Genomic DNA, 14,939 nt, shown 5'->3' on the forward strand with positions numbered 1-14,939 from the left:
CGCTTCGCGCAGCCGCTGTCTAACCCACACTACGAAGTTACAGCGCCTTCAACCGCGCCTTGCCGCTTCCAGAGCCTGCGGCGTGTCGATGTCGAGGAAGGCACTCTCGCCGTCGACGGGCACTTCCGCGACCGCCTCGGTGTGTTTTGCGATCAAATGCCGCGCGCCGACGTCGCCGTCGAGCGTCATCAATTCCTTGAAGAAGCGACGCGACCACAGCACGGGATTGCCGCGGCGGCCTTCGCTGACGGGCACGACGATCAGATTGCCACGATCAGGCGCAAAGCTGTCGATCAGGCGATCGATCAGGCCGGCATCGATCAGCGGCATGTCGCCGAGGCAAATTACGGCGCCGTCGCTGGCGTCGGGCACGGCCGCAATGCCTGCTTTCACGGAGCTCGCGATGCCGCCGGCGAAATCAGGGTTCTTGACGAACCTTACGTTTAGGCCTTGCAGCGCCTGCTCGACCAGCTCGGTCTGATGTCCGGTGACGACGATCACCTCGGATGCTTTGGAGGCCAGCGCCTGTTCGGTGGCGATCCGCACCAGCTTCTTGCCGTCGAGCTCGGCGAGCAGCTTGTTCGGCCCGCCCATGCGGGTGGAGCGTCCGGCCGCGAGCACGATGGCCGCGACCTGGCTGTTGCCCTCGATCTCGGGTTTTGCGCGCGGCTGCGGCCGCGTCACGATCTCCATCAGCAGGCCACCGACTCCCATGCCCATCAGCTCGGAGCGTGTCACCTTGATGCCGGCGAGCAGACGCATCAGCACCCAGTCGAATCCGTTCTCCACCGGCGAGCGCGCGCAGCCCGGCGCGCCCAGCACCGGCACGCTGCCGGCGCGCGCGATCAGCAGCAGATTGCCGGGATCAACCGGCATGCCGAAATGTTCGATCTCGCCGCCGATTCCGGTGACGGCAGCCGGAATCACATCGCGGCGGTCGGCAATTGCGGAAGCACCAAACACGATCACGAGCTCGGCGCCAAGCGCGAGCAATTCCTTGATCGCCGCCGACAGCGCGCGCTCATCGTGCGGAACCCGCCGTTCGGCGACGATGCTGGCACCGGCCGGCGCGAGGCGTTCGGCGGTGACGCGCAAGGTCTTGTCGACCACCTTGGACGACAAGCCCGGCAGCAGCGTCGAGACCACGCCGACACGCTTGATGACATAGGGCGCGATTTTCAGCACGTCCTTGCCGGCCGCCTTCACCGCGGCATCGCGCAAGCTGCCTTCGACACCGAACGGGATGATCTTCACCGTGCCGACCATCTCGCCTTCGACCACCGGCTTGTAGGCGGGGAGCGTGGCAAAGGTGATGGCCTCGTCGACATTGTTGATGCGGTCGACCGCGGCGCGGTCGATGACCAGCACGCCCGGCCGCGCGGCGAACAAATTGGCGCGGCCGGTAAAGGCGCGCTCGACATGGATGCCCTCGCCCCCGATGGCAAGCGCGATGCTGGCGGCCGCAACGTCCTCGGAAACGTCGCCTTCCTCCATGCGCACCACCACGATGTCCTCGATGCCGGCGCGCTCCAGCTGTTCGACCTCGGCAGGCCCGATCGTCGTGCCTTTCTTCAGCACCAGCGGTCCCTGGCGCAGGGTGTGGACGGTCACCCCGCCGATCGCATCCCTGGGGCTCGCGGGGCCGAACTTCATGCCGCTTCTTCTTTTTCCTTGGGTGGCAGCCGCAGCACCGCCGTGATCTCGGCCATGATCGCCACCGCGATCTCGGAGGGCGAGACCGCGCCGATCGCAAGGCCAATGGGCGCGTGGATGCGCGCGATGTCGCTTTCCTTGGCGCCCTGCGCCCGCAGCCGGTCAGCGCGCTTGGCATGCGTCTTTCGCGAGCCCAGCGCGCCGATATAGAAGCAGTTGCGCTCAAACGCATGCAGCAGCGCGGGATCGTCGATCTTGGGATCATGCGTCACTGCGACGAAGGCGGTGTAGGCATCGACATTGAGCGGCGGCAGCGCGGTCTCGGGCCATTCGGCGACCAGCGGAATGTCGGGGAAGCGCTCGGGGCTGGCAAAGGCCGTGCGCGGATCGACAACGGTGACGTCATAACCGAGCGAGCGCGCCAGCGGCGCCAGCGCCTGGCTGATATGGACCGCGCCAATGATGACGAGCTTTGCGGTCGGCGCGTAGACGTTGAGGAACAGTTTTTTACCGCCGGCCTCGACATTGGCGCTCTTGCCCATGCGAAGCTGCTTGTCCAATTCAGTACGCAGAGGGTCCTTGGCGAAGTCGGCCGCCTTCACCAGGCGCTGCTCGCCGCTCTCGGTGTCGGTCACCAAAATCACCGGCCGGCGCGCGGCGCGCTCGGCATTGAGTTCGTGCAGAATTGAGAGCTTCACGGTCAGCCGACCTTCTCGACGAAGACGCGGATGGTGCCGCCGCAGGACAGACCGACATTCCAGGCGGTCTCGTCGGCGACGCCGAACTCCAGCATCTTCGGCTTGCCGCTCTCGATCACATCCATGGCCTCGGTGACCACGGCGCCCTCGACGCAGCCGCCGGAGACGGAGCCCAGGAACGTGCCCTCGTCATTGATGACAAGGCTCGAGCCCGCCGGGCGCGGGGCCGAACCCCAGGTTTCGACAACGGTGGCCAGCGCGACGCCGCGCCCGGCCTTCTGCCAGTCCTCCGCCGCCTTCAGGATGTCCTCGTCGCGATCGAGCATGGCTAGCCTCTCAAGCTGCGGAGCGGATCAGGCTGCGGTGATGCGGCGGCAGCGGCCGGGAGAGCGTCGTGATCAGCTCCTGGATCGAGCTCAAATTATGTACCGGGCGGAATTCGTCAACGTGCGGGAGCATCATTTTAATGCCCTGGGCCTTGGCCTCGAAGCCCCCGAACCGAAGCAGCGGGTTGAGCCAAATCAGCCGCCGGCAGGAGCGGTGCAGCCGGTCCATCTCGAAGGCCAGCTTGGAATCTGCCTCCCGCTCCAGCCCGTCGGAGATCAGCAGGACGATCGCGCCCTGGCTCAGCACCCGCCGTGCCCATAATTTGTTGAAGTTGTGCAGCGAGGCCGAGATCCTCGTGCCGCCGGCCCAGTCCTCGACTGCCGCCGAGCAGCTCGCCAGCGCCTCGTCGGGATCGCGCTGGCGCAGCGCGCGTGTCACATTGGTCAGGCGGGTGCCGAACAGGAACACCGAGACGCGCTTGCGCGCATCGCCAATGGCATGCAGGAAATGCAGGAACAGGCGGGTGTACTCGCTCATCGAGCCGGAGATGTCGAGCAGGGCCACGATCGGGGCCGGTTTCTCGATCCGCCCGAGGCGATGGATGTCGATGATATCGCCGCCGGTGCGCAACGACGCCCGCAGCGTTCGGCGCATGTCGAGCCGCAGGCCACGCGGATCGGGCAGATAGCGGCGCGTCAAAAGCTCCGCCTGCGGCAGGTGCATCATGTCGATGGCGCGGAGCGCCTCTGCGATCTCGGCCGCACTCATTTGCGCAAAATCCTTCTTCTGAAGGATCTCCTTGTCGGAGACCGACAGGCGCAGATCCTGCTCCTGGTGCTGCGGCGTCTCGGTCATGCGCGGCTGCGACATCGCCTCCTGGACGCGGCGCGAGCCGGCCTGGGGCTTCTTCTTGGCCTGCTCCGGCAGCGGCACCGAATCGAGCAGGTGCTTCCACTCTTCCGAGGCGCGGAAAAACAGGTTGAAAGCCTGCTTGAAGATCAGCGCATGCTCATGGCGCTTGACAAAGATCGCCTCCAGCGTGGTGAAGACGTCGGCGCGGTTGCCGATGTCGATTACCTGCAGCGCGCTCATGGCATCGATCACCGCGCCGGGGCCGACCGGCATTCCGGCCGCGCGCAGCGCGCGCGCAAAGCCGACGATGTTGTCGGCGAACTGCTCGGTCTGCTCCGGGGCAAGGTGGTTGATGGCCATGCTGGTACTCATCTTCTCGTCATTCCGGGGCGCGAGTGAAACGAGCGAACCCGGAATCTCGAGGTTCCGGGTTCGATGCTTCGCATCGCCCCGGAACGACGACGACTAATTCTCGCTCGTCGCTTCCTTCAGCACCTTCTGCAGGGTGTCGCCCTGCATCCGGGTGATGTCGTCCTGGTATTTGAGCAGCGCGCCCAGCGTGTCGCCGACCACTTGCGGGGTCAGCGAGCGGGCATCGAGTTCGGACAAGGCGGTGGCCCAATCGATGGTCTCGGCGACACCGGGCGACTTGTAGAAATCCTGGTTGCGCAGCGCCTGCACGAAGCGGACGACCTGCTGCGAGAGCTTGGCCGAGATACCGGGCACGCGCGTCTTGACGATCGCAAGCTCGCGCTCCGCAGCGGGATAGTCGACCCAGTGATAGAGACAGCGCCGCTTCAGCGCATCGTGAATTTCGCGGGTGCGGTTGGAGGTGATGATGACGATCGGCGGATGCGGCGCCTTCACGGTGCCGAATTCGGGGATCGTCACCTGGAAGTCGCTGAGGATTTCCAGGAGATACGCCTCGAACGCCTCATCGGCGCGGTCGAGCTCGTCGATCAGCAGCACCGGCGGTCCGGCAACGTCAGGCTCCAGCGCCTGCAGCAGCGGCCGCTTGATCATGTAGCGGTCGGCGAAGATGTCGCTCGACAGCTGCTCGCGATCGGTGTCGCCGGCGGCTTCCGCCATCCGGATCGCGATCATCTGCGCGGCGCTGTTCCACTCATAGACCGCGGAGGAGACGTCGAGGCCCTCGTAGCACTGCAGGCGGATCAGCTTCCGCCCCAGCGCCGCCGAGAGCACTTTTGCGATCTCGGTCTTGCCGACGCCGGCCTCGCCTTCCAGGAACAGCGGCCGGCCCATGCGCAGCGACAGATACGTCACCGTCGCCAGCGACCGCTCGGCCAGATAGCCGCGCGAGGTCAAGAGTTCGAGCATCGCATCGACCGATGCCGGCAGGGTCGCTGAAGTCATGAAAGTGCCAGTCTCGTTAGGCCCTCGCTAACGGGCAAGTATCGGGCCAAGGCGTGAGGTCCACTCACTCCTTGGCATTGGCCGCGTCGACGGCGCGCCGTGTCAGCACGCCGATCAGGTGCGCGCGGTATTCGGCGCTGCCGTGGATGTCGCTGTTGAGGCCTTCCGCCGGCACGTCGATGCCTTCAAGCACCTTGGACGAGAACCGCTTTTTCAGCGCTTCCTCGAACGCACCGACGCGGAACACGCCGTCCGAACCGGCACCGGTGACGGCGACGCGCACATCCGACGGACGTCGCGCCACGAACACGCCGACCAGCGCGTAGCGCGAGGCCTGGTTGCGGAACTTGATATAGGCCGCCTTCTTCGGCAGCGGGAACATCACCTTGGTGATGATCTCGTCGGCTTCCAGCGCGGTCGAGAACAGGCCCTGGAAAAACTCCTCGGCCTTGAGGCGGCGCTTGTTGGTGACGATGGTGGCGCCGAGCGCGAGCACCGCGGCCGGATAGTCCGCGGTCGGATCGTTGTTGGCGAGCGAGCCGCCGATCGTGCCCTTGTGGCGCACTGCGGGATCGCCGATCTGGCCGGCGAGATCGGCGAGCGCCGGAATGGCTTCACCGACGACGGCCGAGGTCGCGACCTCGGCATGCTTGGCGGTGGCGCCGATCACCAGCGAACGGCCCTTCATCTCGATCGTGTTCAGCCCCTCGATATGGGAGAGGTCGACCAGATGCGGCGGGCTTGCGAGCCGCTGCTTCATGACCGGAATCAGCGTGTGACCGCCGGCGATCAGCTTGGCGTCCTCGTTCTTCACCAGGAGATTGGCGGCCTGCCGGACGGTGCCGGGGCGGTGGTATTTGAATTCGTACATGGGGGTATCCTGGGGGTGTCCTGATCGCGGAGGGCGCGCGGTTACGCGAGATCGGATTTCGCCATCGCCTTCGCGCCGGCGGCGATCGAGGCGACGATATTCTGGTAGCCGGTGCAGCGGCAGAGATTGCCTTCCAGCTCTTCCCGGATGGTATGGTCGTCGAGCTCGTGGCCCTTGCGATGGACGATGTCGATCGCGGTCATGATCATGCCGGGCGTGCAGAAGCCGCATTGCAGGCCATGGTGCTCGCGGAAGGCTTCCTGCATCGGATGTAGCGGCGCGCCGTCGGCGGCCAATCCCTCGATCGTCTTGACCTCGTGGCCGTCGGCCATCACGGCGAGCGTCGTGCAGGACTTCACGGCCTTGCCGTCGAGATGCACGACGCAGGCGCCGCACTGCGAGGTGTCGCAGCCGACATGGGTGCCGGTCAGGCGCAGATTCTCGCGCAGGAACTGCACGAGGAGCGTCCGCGGGTCGACATTGCCGGTAACAGGATTGCCGTTCACGATGAGGGAGATTTTTGCCATAAGCACTCTCTGTCAGCGCCCCGACGGGTCCCGTCGAAGCGGTTCTTTCTTATAATTATTCCAACCCATCATATGGGCCATTATGGCCGGGGGCAACATTGCCCCAAGCGCAAGGTGCCATGACGGAAAGCGAGGGCGATCAGCCCTGTACCGCCTTGGCGAAATTCGCGAAAAACTCGTCGGCCAGCTTCTTGGCGGTGCCGTTGATCAGGCGCTGCCCGAGCTGCGCCAACTTGCCGCCGATCTGCGCCTCGACGTCATAGGAGAGCAGCGTGCCGCCATCCTTCTCCGCGAGCTTCACTGCGGCGCCGCCCTTGGCAAAGCCGGCCACCCCGCCCTCGCCCTCGCCCGAGATCTTGTAGCCGTTCGGCGGGTCGAGATCGGAGAGCATCACCTTGCCCTTGAAGCGCGCCGAGACCGGACCGACCTTCATTTTTGCCGTTGCACGGAAGCCGCCGTCCTCGGTCTTCTCCAGCTCCTCGCAGCCGGGGATGCAGGCCTTCAGCACCGCGGGATCGTTGAGCTTCTCCCATACGGCCTCGCGCGGCGCCGCAAGCTGGACTTCGCCGTTCATTGTCATGGCCATGGGGCGCCTCCGGGGTCGCAAAAGGTGGGATGCTCAAGTAACGCAGGGAGACCGCAAAGAAAAGGGTCACCCATGGTCACGTGGAATGCATATTCGCACCTGCAAAAAGTCTTGTGCCGATCGTCAGGGATTGGCAGAGCCTGATCATGATGATTAGGTCTCTTTACCGGACTTGCGCAACATGAGCACAGCCCTCTCCCCCCTGCTTGCGCCGATGCTGTCGAGCGCAGCCATGCGCGCCGTCTGCGACGACCGGACCACGCTGCAGAACATGCTCGATTTCGAGGCAGCCCTGGCCCGGGCCGAGGCCGCCACCGGTATGATTCCCGCATCCGCAGTGGGCCCGATCGAAACGGCCTGCAAGGCCGATGCCTTCGACATGACCGCGCTGGCCATGGCTGCGACCCGGTCGGGCAATCTCGCGATCCCGCTGGTCAAGATGCTGACCGCCAATGTCGGCAAGGCTGACGTGGAGGCCGCGCGCTATGTGCATTGGGGCGCGACCAGCCAGGACGTCATCGACACCGCGACCATGCTGGGCTTGCGCGCCGCCATCGATGCGCTGGATGCCGACCTCGGCCGCGCCATCAAGGGCTTCGCCGCACTCGCGCGCGCCCATCGCAACACCGCGATGGTGGCGCGGACCTGGCTCCAGCACGCCCTGCCGATGCCGTTCGGATTGAAGGCCGCTGAATATGCCTCGAGCCTCGCCCGTGCCCGCTGCCGTCTGCGGCGGCTCCGCCGCGAGGGTCTCGCCCTGCAATTCGGCGGCGCCGCCGGCACGCTCGCAGCCCTCGGCGACAACGGCCTCGCAGTCGCCGAACGATTGGCGCAGGAGCTCAGCCTGCCGCTGCCCGAGGCGCCCTGGCACACCCATCGCGACCGCATTGCCGAAGCTGCATCAGCCTTCGCGATCCTCGCCGGAAGCTGCGGCAAGATCGCGCGCGACGTCTCGCTGATGATGCAGACCGATGTCGGCGAAGCCTTCGAGCCCGCCGGCGAAGGCCGCGGCGGCTCCTCGACCATGCCGCACAAGCGCAACCCGGTCGCGGCCGCAAGCGCGCTCGGCTGCGCGACCATGGCCCCGCAGCTCACCGCTACGATTCTGGCCGCGCAAGTGCAGGACCACGAGCGCAGCGCCGGGCCCTGGCATGCGGAATGGCCGACACTGCCGCAATTGATGCTCGTCACCTCGGGCGCGCTCGCCGCGATCGTCGACATCGCCCAAGGCCTCGAGGTCGATGCCGCGCGCATGCGCAGCAATCTCGATACAACGCACGGGCTGATCATGGCGGAAGCCGTCACCTTTGCGCTCGCCGACAAGATCGGCAAGAGCGATGCGCATCATCTGATCGAGGTCGCGAGCAAGCGCGCGGTCGCCGAGAAGAAGCACCTGCGCGACATCCTCTCCGCCGATTCGCAGGTCACCGCGCATCTGACGCCGGAGAAAATTGCGGCATTGTTCGAGCCGATGGCCTATCAAGGTGCGTCACAGGCCCTGATCGATCGCCTGCTCGCTTCGTTGGATCTCTCCTGATGTCATTGCCAGGCTTGACCCGGCAATCCATCATCCAGGATAGATTCACCTTCTAGATGGATGCGCGGGTCAAGCCCGCGCATGACAAGGAACATGCAATGCCCATGATCGATGCCGACGGTTGCCTGATCAACGTCTCTGTCGAGGGCCGTGACGGCGGGCCGACCCTGATGCTCTCCAACTCGCTCGGCTGCACGCTGCAGATGTGGGAGCCGCAGATGAAGGCGCTGACGCAGGTGTTCCGCGTCATCCGCTACGACCGCCGCGGTCATGGCAAGTCCAACGTCCCGCCCGCCCCCTATACGATGGAGCGCTTCGGCCGCGACGTGCTCGCGATCCTCGACGACCTCAACATCGAGAAGGTACATTGGTGCGGCCTGTCGATGGGCGGCATGGTCGGGCAATGGCTCGGCGCCAACGCGCCGGAAAGATTCGGCAAGATCATCCTCGCCAACACCTCCTGCTACTATGCCGAGCCGACCAGATGGCTGGAGCGCATCGACGCCGTGAAGAAGGGCGGCATCGCGGCGGTCGCCGATGGCGTGATCGCGGGCTGGCTGACGCAGGATTTCCGCGAGCGCGAGCCCGAGATCACCGCCAGGATGAAGGCGATGCTGCTTGCGACCCCGGTCGAAGGGTATCTGGCCTGCTGCGAGGCGCTGTCGACGCTCGACCAGCGCGCGCTGCTGCCCAAGATCAAGAGCCCGACGCTGGTGATCGCCGGCCGCCACGATCAGGCCACTCCGATCTCCGCGGGCGAGCTGATCCGCTCGAGCATTCCAGGCGCCAGCATGACCATCATCGACGCCGCCCACATTTCCAATGTCGAGCAGCCGCACGCGTTCACCGACGCGGTGGTGGGATTCTTGACGCAACGGTAGTTGTTATCACCGTCATTCCGGGGCGCCGCGAAGAGGCGAACCCGGAATCTCGAGATTCCGGGTTCGATGCTTCGCATCGCCCCGGAATGACTGATCCGGAGGAAACAGCATGGACGACCAGAAGCGCCGCGATGCCGGCATGACCGTACGCCGCAAGGTGCTGGGCAATGCCTGGGTCGACAAATCGATCGCGAACCGCAACGCCTTCAACACCGATTTCCAGGACATGATCACGCGCTATGCCTGGGGCGAGATCTGGACCCGGCCGCATTTCGACGAGCGGACGCGGCGCGTGCTTGTCATTGGCACCATGGTCGCGCTCGGACAATGGGATGAATTCCGCCTGCACGTGCGCGCGGCGCTGGCCGAGGGCGGCTTCACCCCCGACGACATCAAGGAAATCCTGCTGCAGCAGGCGATCTATTGCGGCGTCCCGGCGGCGAACCACGCCGTCAAGGAAGCATCAGCGATTGTGCAGGAGCTCGGCCTTATCAAAGGCTAGCGCCGCGGTATCCGGAACGGCAACCGTCTTCGGCGCTCCGTCCGGCCGCTCGATCAGCAGCACGATCGCGGCGCCAAGCAGCAGCAGCAGCTCCGTGGCGTGCAACCGAAGGGCGGCCATCTCGCCGACCTTGGAGGCCATGACCATGCTTGCGAACGAGATCAGGCTGCCGATTGCGAGCGCAATGCCGAGCGCCTCGTCGCTGGCCCCGCTCCTGCGGGTGCGCGGAATGACCAGAAGCGCAAGACAGATCGCAAAGAACGCCACCACGGTCAGCCGTCCCAGCGCCAGCAACCAGGCGGCGCGCACCGTGCTCAGGCCGGACATCTGCAGCTGGTCGCTGAGGAACAGCGCCACCGCGACGCTCGGCCGCTCGTAGAGACCATGCACCGGCGCGACCATGATGTTGAAGGCGACCATCGTCCAGGCCGGGATGAAATAAGCCGCCAGCAGCGCGCCGTTGACCGAGCTGATCCGCCAATTTTTGAACATGCCGCTTCCCGCTTCGTCTACTCGCCTTCGTGGTAAGGCCTTGCCGGGAGCTAACTCGCACCGGACTGCGGCGGCAATTTAAACTCTTTGTTTACCTTAACTGGCCTGTTGACAGGCCGTTGTTCCGGGATGGTGCGTGCGCACCAGACCTCAGGTGCGCAATTGCGCACCGGGGAACCTCGAGATTGCGGGCTCGGCTGTTCGAGCGCCCCGGAATGACGCCAGACGAAAAAAGGCCCCGCCTCTCGGCGGGACCACGTTGCGCTACTCCCTGGGGGTCAATCCAGTCTGTTGTCCTGCTTGCCGCCCTGCTGCTGGCCGGGCTTGTCGCCCTGGCGCATCGGATCGTGCTGCTGCTGCTGTCCGGGTTTCTGGCCGCCGCCCTGCTGCTGCCCTGGTTGCTGGCCCGGGCGCTGCTGGCCGGGGCTTTGGTTCTGCTGGCCCGGATTCTGGTTCTGCTGCTTCGTCATGGGGGAAAGCTCCCTTGTTGGACGTCAGTTGGGAGATAACCGCCGGTGTTGATTTTGGTTGCCTTGCGGAACCCGGTTCCTCGCAGGTGCGGAACCGGGAGCCGGCATCCGAAGCCGAAATCAACTCTGTACAAGCGCTTGTGCCAGGGCATCCCCAGTTGCGGCCGCCAGTTCCCTCCTGTTACAAAACGGGAAGAAGACGGGGCTGCCGGGGCCCGAGAAGAAACCAAGCACTCTCTCGAATAGCTCCCTTTCAACGTCAGGTTCGGTAACGGCAGCCCATGGATTACTTCGCCCAGCAGCTCATCAACGGCCTCGTGCTCGGTTCCATCTACGGTCTGATCGCGATCGGCTACACGATGGTCTACGGCATCGTCGGCATGATCAATTTCGCCCATGGCGACATCTTCATGATCGGCGGCTTCATCGCACTGATCACTTTCCTGCTCCTGGTCTCGCTCGGTCTGACTGCGATCCCGCTGATCCTGCTGCTCGTCCTGCTGGTCGCGATGGCGGTCACCGCACTCTATGGCTGGACGGTCGAGCGCATCGCTTATCGGCCGCTGCGGCACTCCTTCCGGCTCGCACCGATGCTGTCGGCGATCGGCATGTCCTTCGTGCTGACGAACTATTCGCAAGTCGCGCAGGGCGCCCGCGTCAAGCCCGTGCCGCCGATCATCACGGGCGGCTACACGCTGCATGAAGGCGCCGAGGGGTTTGCGGTGCAGCTCTCCAACATGCAGATCATGGTCGTGCTGGTCACCATCGTGCTGCTGGCCATGTTCACCTGGCTCGTCTCGCGGACACGGCTCGGCCGCGACATGCGGGCCTGCGAGCAGGACCAGACCATGGCGGCGCTGCTCGGCGTCGACGTCGATCGAACCATTTCCATGACTTTCGTGATCGGCGCGGCGCTCGCCTCGGTCGCGGGTATGATGTACCTGCTCTATTACGGCCAGGTCGATTTCAACATGGGCTTCGTCGCGGGCATCAAGGCCTTCACCGCGGCCGTGCTGGGCGGCATCGGCTCGCTGCCCGGCGCGGTGCTGGGCGGGCTCGCGATCGGCCTGATCGAGACCTTCTGGTCGGCCTATTTCTCGGTGGAGTACAAGGACGTCGCCGCCTTCTCGATCCTGATCATCGTCCTGATCTTCATGCCGACCGGCTTGCTTGGCCGGCCCGAAGTCGAAAAAGTCTGACGGGCCCTCGCGTGACAGCTCTTTCAACCGAAACTATGCAGGCCAGCCGCACGGCGGGCATTCCGTTCATTCTGAAAAAAGCTTTCCTCAGCGCATGCGTTGCGCTGGTGCTGTTCTCGCTGATGATCGGCATCCGCACTGAGGCCGGTCCCGACGGGCAGCTGACCTGGTGGACGCGTTTCGGCGATCTCGCCTCCATCGTCGGCCTCGTGTTCGGCGGCTCCATCATCATTGAGCTGCTGCGGCAATGGCTCGGACCGATCGGCGCGGAAAAGCTCGTGCCAGCGCCGGTCCAGCGCGGCCTGTCACTGGCGGGCCGCTTCCTGGGTCCGGCTCTGCTCGTCTTCACCCTGCTCGTGCCCGTCATCTTCTACAATCAGCGCTATATCCTCGACCTCGCCATCCTCGTGCTCACCTATGTGATGCTCGGCTGGGGCCTGAACGTCGTGGTCGGGCTCGCCGGCCTGCTCGACCTCGGCTATGTCGCCTTCTACGCGGTGGGTGCCTATTCCTATGCGCTGCTTGCCACCAATTTCGGCTGGTCGTTCTGGGTCTGCCTGCCGCTCGCCGGCATGCTCGCCGCGATCTGGGGGGTCATGCTCGGCTTTCCGGTGCTGCGGCTGCGCGGCGACTATCTCGCCATCGTGACCCTCGCTTTCGGCGAGATCATCCGGCTCGTCATCCTCAACTGGCAGAGTCTGACCGGCGGACCCAACGGCGTATCCGGCATTCCCCGCCCCACCTTGTTCGGCATTCCGCTCGACAACAGCGATGACGGGCTCGCCGCCAAGCTCGGTATCGACTACTCGCCGACCCATCGCATCGTCTTCCTGTTCTATCTGATCCTGGCGCTCGCGCTGCTCACCAACTGGGTGACGATCCGCCTGCGGCGCCTGCCGATCGGCCGCGCCTGGGAAGCGCTGCGCGAGGACGAGGTCGCCTGCCGTGCGCTCGGCATCAACACCACGACCACCAAGCTCACGGCCTTCGCCACCGGCGCGATGTTCGGCGGCTTTGCCGGTGCGTTCTTCGCAACACGCCAGGGCTTCATCAGCCCGGAATCCTTCACCTTCCAGGAATCGGCGCTGGTGCTCGCCATCGTCGTGCTCGGCGGCATGGGCTCGCAGCTCGGCGTCGCGCTCGCCGCCCTCACCATGATCGGCGGCTTCGAGCTGTTCCGCGGCCTCGAGACCTACCGCATGCTGGTGTTCGGCATGGCGATGGTGCTGATCATGATCTGGCGGCCGCGCGGCATCATCGGCCATCGCGCGCCGACCGTATATCTGACCAAGGCGCAGGCGATCTCCTCCGACCTCGTCAAGGAGGGCCACGGATGAGCGGCGAACCAATTCTCAGCGTCGACGGGCTCACCATGCGCTTCGGCGGCATCGTCGCCGTGCACGACCTGTCGTTTGCAGCCGAACGGAAGCAGATCACCGCGCTGATCGGACCGAACGGCGCGGGCAAGACCACGGTCTTCAACTGCATCACGGGCTTCTACAAGCCGACCGGCGGTACCATTCGTCTCACCCAGGACGACGGCAGGCAGACCGCGCTGGAGCGGCTGAACGATTTCCGCATCGCCAAGCAGGCCAAGGTCGCGCGCACCTTCCAGAACATCCGCCTGTTTCCCGGCATGACGGCACTCGAGAACCTGATGGTGGCGCAGCACAACACCTTGATGCTCGCATCGGGCTTCACGGTTCTCGGCCTGATCGGCGTCCCCACCTATCGCGACGCCGAAAAGCGCGCGATCGCGCTCGCGACCGACTGGCTCAAACGGATCAATCTGCTCGACCGCGCCGACGATGCCGCAGGCAACCTCGCCTATGGCGACCAGCGCCGCCTCGAGATCGCGCGCGCGATGTGCACCGAGCCCGCCCTGCTTTGCCTGGACGAACCCGCCGCCGGCCTCAATGCACGCGAGAGCGCCGCGCTGAGCGAGCTGTTGCAGTCGATCCGCGGCGAGCTCGGCACCTCGATCCTGCTCATCGAGCACGATATGTCGGTGGTGATGGAGATCTCGGACCACATCGTGGTGATGGACCATGGCGTGAAGATCGCGCAAGGAACGCCGCGGGAGGTGCGCGACGACCCGAAGGTGATCGCCGCCTATCTTGGCACCGACGAGGAAGAGGCTGCGGCCGTGATGGAGAGCGGATCGTGACGGCTGCCACCCCCTTGCTCGCGATCCGCGGCTTGCGCGCCGCCTACGGCAAGATCGAGGCTCTCAAGGGCGTCGATGTCGAGATCAATGCCGGCGAGATCGTCGCGCTGATCGGCGCCAACGGCGCCGGCAAGTCGACGCTGATGATGACGATCTTCGGCAAGCCGCGCGCCCGCGCCGGCCAGATCCTGTTCGACGGCAAGGACATCTCCGCTGTCCCCACCCATCAGATCGCGCATTTGCGCATTGCTCAGTCGCCGGAGGGCCGCCGCATCTTCCCGCGCATGAGCGTCGCGGAAAACCTGCAGATGGGCGCGGACGTCACCGACAGCACGGAGGCGGAGCGGGAAAGCACCCGGGAGCGCGTGTTCGCACTGTTCCCCCGGTTGAAGGAACGCGTCATGCAGCGCGGCGGAACCCTGTCGGGCGGCGAGCAGCAGATGCTGGCGATCGGCCGGGCGCTGATGAGCCGCCCGCGCCTGCTGCTGCTCGATGAACCCTCGCTGGGGCTCGCGCCCCTCATCGCGCGGCAGATCTTCGATGCGATCCGCGCCCTGAACCGCCAGGACGGCCTGACGGTCCTCATCGTCGAGCAGAACGCCAACCATGCACTGAAACTCGCCCACCGCGGCTATGTCATGGTCAACGGCCTGATCACCCTGGCCGGGACCGGCGCCGAGTTGCTGCAGCGCCCCGAGATTCGCGCGGCCTACCTGGAAGGCGGCCGGCACGCCTGACGGCCTTGGCGTGCGGCCGAATATGGCGAGATATCTTTGCAATTGCCCGTATTTTGCCGGTGACTT

General features: G+C 65.3%; 17 protein-coding genes. 7 read left to right on the forward strand and 10 right to left on the reverse strand.

Annotated elements, in window-relative coordinates; genetic code table 11:
• Positions 1-48 precede the first annotated feature (48 nt).
• The 8 genes from XH80_RS01525 to XH80_RS01560 all read right to left on the reverse strand — a co-directional run bounded on the left by XH80_RS01525 (position 49) and on the right by XH80_RS01560 (position 6,888).
• Positions 49-1,653: a molybdopterin-binding/glycosyltransferase family 2 protein gene (locus XH80_RS01525; RefSeq protein ID WP_271597050.1), complete on the reverse strand. Its 1,605-nt coding sequence runs from the start codon at positions 1,651-1,653 to the stop codon at positions 49-51.
• A complete protein-coding gene (locus XH80_RS01530; protein ID WP_057748862.1) occupies positions 1,650-2,351 on the reverse strand; it encodes an XdhC family protein in 702 nt (233 codons plus the stop codon). The genes XH80_RS01525 and XH80_RS01530 overlap by 4 nt, the downstream gene beginning before the upstream one ends.
• 2 nt (positions 2,352-2,353) lie before the next feature.
• Positions 2,354-2,677: an XdhC family protein gene (locus XH80_RS01535; RefSeq protein WP_008564652.1), complete on the reverse strand. Its 324-nt coding sequence runs from the start codon at positions 2,675-2,677 to the stop codon at positions 2,354-2,356.
• 10 nt (positions 2,678-2,687) lie between these two features.
• Positions 2,688-3,890 (reverse strand): vWA domain-containing protein, encoded by a 1,203-nt coding sequence (locus tag XH80_RS01540; protein WP_271597051.1) that lies wholly within the window; start codon positions 3,888-3,890, stop codon positions 2,688-2,690.
• A 105-nt stretch (positions 3,891-3,995) separates the two neighbouring features.
• Positions 3,996-4,904, reverse strand: a complete 909-nt coding sequence (locus tag XH80_RS01545; protein WP_188095444.1) for an AAA family ATPase — start codon at positions 4,902-4,904, stop codon at positions 3,996-3,998.
• 64 nt (positions 4,905-4,968) lie between these two features.
• Positions 4,969-5,775: an FAD binding domain-containing protein gene (locus XH80_RS01550; protein WP_271597052.1), complete on the reverse strand. Its 807-nt coding sequence runs from the start codon at positions 5,773-5,775 to the stop codon at positions 4,969-4,971.
• 41 nt (positions 5,776-5,816) lie between these two features.
• A complete protein-coding gene (locus XH80_RS01555; RefSeq protein WP_057748873.1) occupies positions 5,817-6,302 on the reverse strand; it encodes a (2Fe-2S)-binding protein in 486 nt (161 codons plus the stop codon).
• A gap of 139 nt (positions 6,303-6,441) precedes the next feature.
• A complete protein-coding gene (locus XH80_RS01560; protein ID WP_057748876.1) occupies positions 6,442-6,888 on the reverse strand; it encodes an SRPBCC family protein in 447 nt (148 codons plus the stop codon).
• A 181-nt stretch (positions 6,889-7,069) separates the two neighbouring features.
• Here XH80_RS01560 and XH80_RS01565 point away from each other — a divergent pair, with 181 nt between their 5' ends.
• The 3 genes from XH80_RS01565 (at position 7,070) to XH80_RS01575 (ending at position 9,808) form a co-directional block, all read left to right on the forward strand.
• A complete protein-coding gene (locus XH80_RS01565; protein ID WP_271597053.1) occupies positions 7,070-8,425 on the forward strand; it encodes a 3-carboxy-cis,cis-muconate cycloisomerase in 1,356 nt (451 codons plus the stop codon).
• 98 nt (positions 8,426-8,523) lie between these two features.
• Positions 8,524-9,306, forward strand: a complete 783-nt coding sequence (gene pcaD, locus XH80_RS01570) for a 3-oxoadipate enol-lactonase (RefSeq protein ID WP_057748963.1) — start codon at positions 8,524-8,526, stop codon at positions 9,304-9,306.
• A 109-nt stretch (positions 9,307-9,415) separates the two neighbouring features.
• The gene (locus XH80_RS01575) at positions 9,416-9,808 is read left to right on the forward strand and encodes a carboxymuconolactone decarboxylase family protein (protein WP_057748880.1); all 393 of its coding nucleotides are present in this window, start codon (positions 9,416-9,418) and stop codon (positions 9,806-9,808) included.
• Here the strand turns inward: XH80_RS01575 and XH80_RS01580 are convergent.
• A complete protein-coding gene (locus tag XH80_RS01580; RefSeq protein WP_271597054.1) occupies positions 9,770-10,300 on the reverse strand; it encodes a hypothetical protein in 531 nt (176 codons plus the stop codon). The two genes, XH80_RS01575 and XH80_RS01580, sit on opposite strands and share 39 nt — an antisense overlap.
• A gap of 278 nt (positions 10,301-10,578) precedes the next feature.
• Entirely contained in the window at positions 10,579-10,770 is a 192-nt protein-coding gene (locus XH80_RS01585) for a hypothetical protein (protein ID WP_057748885.1), read from the reverse strand.
• Between the two features lie 281 nt (positions 10,771-11,051).
• On the opposite strand from XH80_RS01585, the gene XH80_RS01590 reads away from it, so the two are divergent.
• The 4 genes from XH80_RS01590 to XH80_RS01605 are packed head-to-tail and all read left to right on the forward strand — an operon-like array spanning position 11,052 to position 14,873.
• Complete coding sequence (locus XH80_RS01590; RefSeq protein ID WP_057748888.1) at positions 11,052-11,969, forward strand: ABC transporter permease subunit; 918 nt, start codon at positions 11,052-11,054, stop codon at positions 11,967-11,969.
• 11 nt (positions 11,970-11,980) lie between these two features.
• Positions 11,981-13,306 (forward strand): high-affinity branched-chain amino acid ABC transporter permease LivM, encoded by a 1,326-nt coding sequence (gene livM / locus XH80_RS01595; protein WP_057748891.1) that lies wholly within the window; start codon positions 11,981-11,983, stop codon positions 13,304-13,306.
• Complete coding sequence (locus XH80_RS01600; protein WP_057748894.1) at positions 13,303-14,136, forward strand: ABC transporter ATP-binding protein; 834 nt, start codon at positions 13,303-13,305, stop codon at positions 14,134-14,136. The genes livM and XH80_RS01600 overlap by 4 nt, the downstream gene beginning before the upstream one ends.
• Complete coding sequence (locus tag XH80_RS01605) at positions 14,133-14,873, forward strand: ABC transporter ATP-binding protein (RefSeq protein WP_057748898.1); 741 nt, start codon at positions 14,133-14,135, stop codon at positions 14,871-14,873. Before XH80_RS01600 ends, XH80_RS01605 begins: the two co-directional genes overlap by 4 nt.
• The last annotated feature ends 66 nt before the right edge of the window (positions 14,874-14,939 follow it).

Source organism: Bradyrhizobium sp. CCBAU 45384 (assembly GCF_028128665.1).
Lineage (GTDB): Bacteria > Pseudomonadota > Alphaproteobacteria > Rhizobiales > Xanthobacteraceae > Bradyrhizobium > Bradyrhizobium manausense.

Excerpts from the sequence above, each read along its gene's own strand:
- XH80_RS01560 (WP_057748876.1), bottom strand. The coding sequence starts at position 6,888 with ATGGCCATGACAATGAACGGCGAAGTCCAGCTTGCGGCGCCGCGCGAG.
- XH80_RS01590 (WP_057748888.1), top strand. The coding sequence starts at position 11,052 with ATGGATTACTTCGCCCAGCAGCTCATCAACGGCCTCGTGCTCGGTTCC.
- XH80_RS01555 (WP_057748873.1), bottom strand. The coding sequence starts at position 6,302 with ATGGCAAAAATCTCCCTCATCGTGAACGGCAATCCTGTTACCGGCAAT.
- pcaD (WP_057748963.1), top strand. The coding sequence starts at position 8,524 with ATGCCCATGATCGATGCCGACGGTTGCCTGATCAACGTCTCTGTCGAG.
- XH80_RS01565 (WP_271597053.1), top strand. The coding sequence starts at position 7,070 with ATGAGCACAGCCCTCTCCCCCCTGCTTGCGCCGATGCTGTCGAGCGCA.
- XH80_RS01550 (WP_271597052.1), bottom strand. The coding sequence starts at position 5,775 with ATGTACGAATTCAAATACCACCGCCCCGGCACCGTCCGGCAGGCCGCC.
- XH80_RS01545 (WP_188095444.1), bottom strand. The coding sequence starts at position 4,904 with ATGACTTCAGCGACCCTGCCGGCATCGGTCGATGCGATGCTCGAACTC.
- XH80_RS01575 (WP_057748880.1), top strand. The coding sequence starts at position 9,416 with ATGGACGACCAGAAGCGCCGCGATGCCGGCATGACCGTACGCCGCAAG.
- XH80_RS01540 (WP_271597051.1), bottom strand. The coding sequence starts at position 3,890 with ATGGCCATCAACCACCTTGCCCCGGAGCAGACCGAGCAGTTCGCCGAC.
- XH80_RS01600 (WP_057748894.1), top strand. The coding sequence starts at position 13,303 with ATGAGCGGCGAACCAATTCTCAGCGTCGACGGGCTCACCATGCGCTTC.
- XH80_RS01580 (WP_271597054.1), bottom strand. The coding sequence starts at position 10,300 with ATGTTCAAAAATTGGCGGATCAGCTCGGTCAACGGCGCGCTGCTGGCG.
- XH80_RS01585 (WP_057748885.1), bottom strand. The coding sequence starts at position 10,770 with ATGACGAAGCAGCAGAACCAGAATCCGGGCCAGCAGAACCAAAGCCCC.
- XH80_RS01525 (WP_271597050.1), bottom strand. The coding sequence starts at position 1,653 with ATGAAGTTCGGCCCCGCGAGCCCCAGGGATGCGATCGGCGGGGTGACC.
- XH80_RS01535 (WP_008564652.1), bottom strand. The coding sequence starts at position 2,677 with ATGCTCGATCGCGACGAGGACATCCTGAAGGCGGCGGAGGACTGGCAG.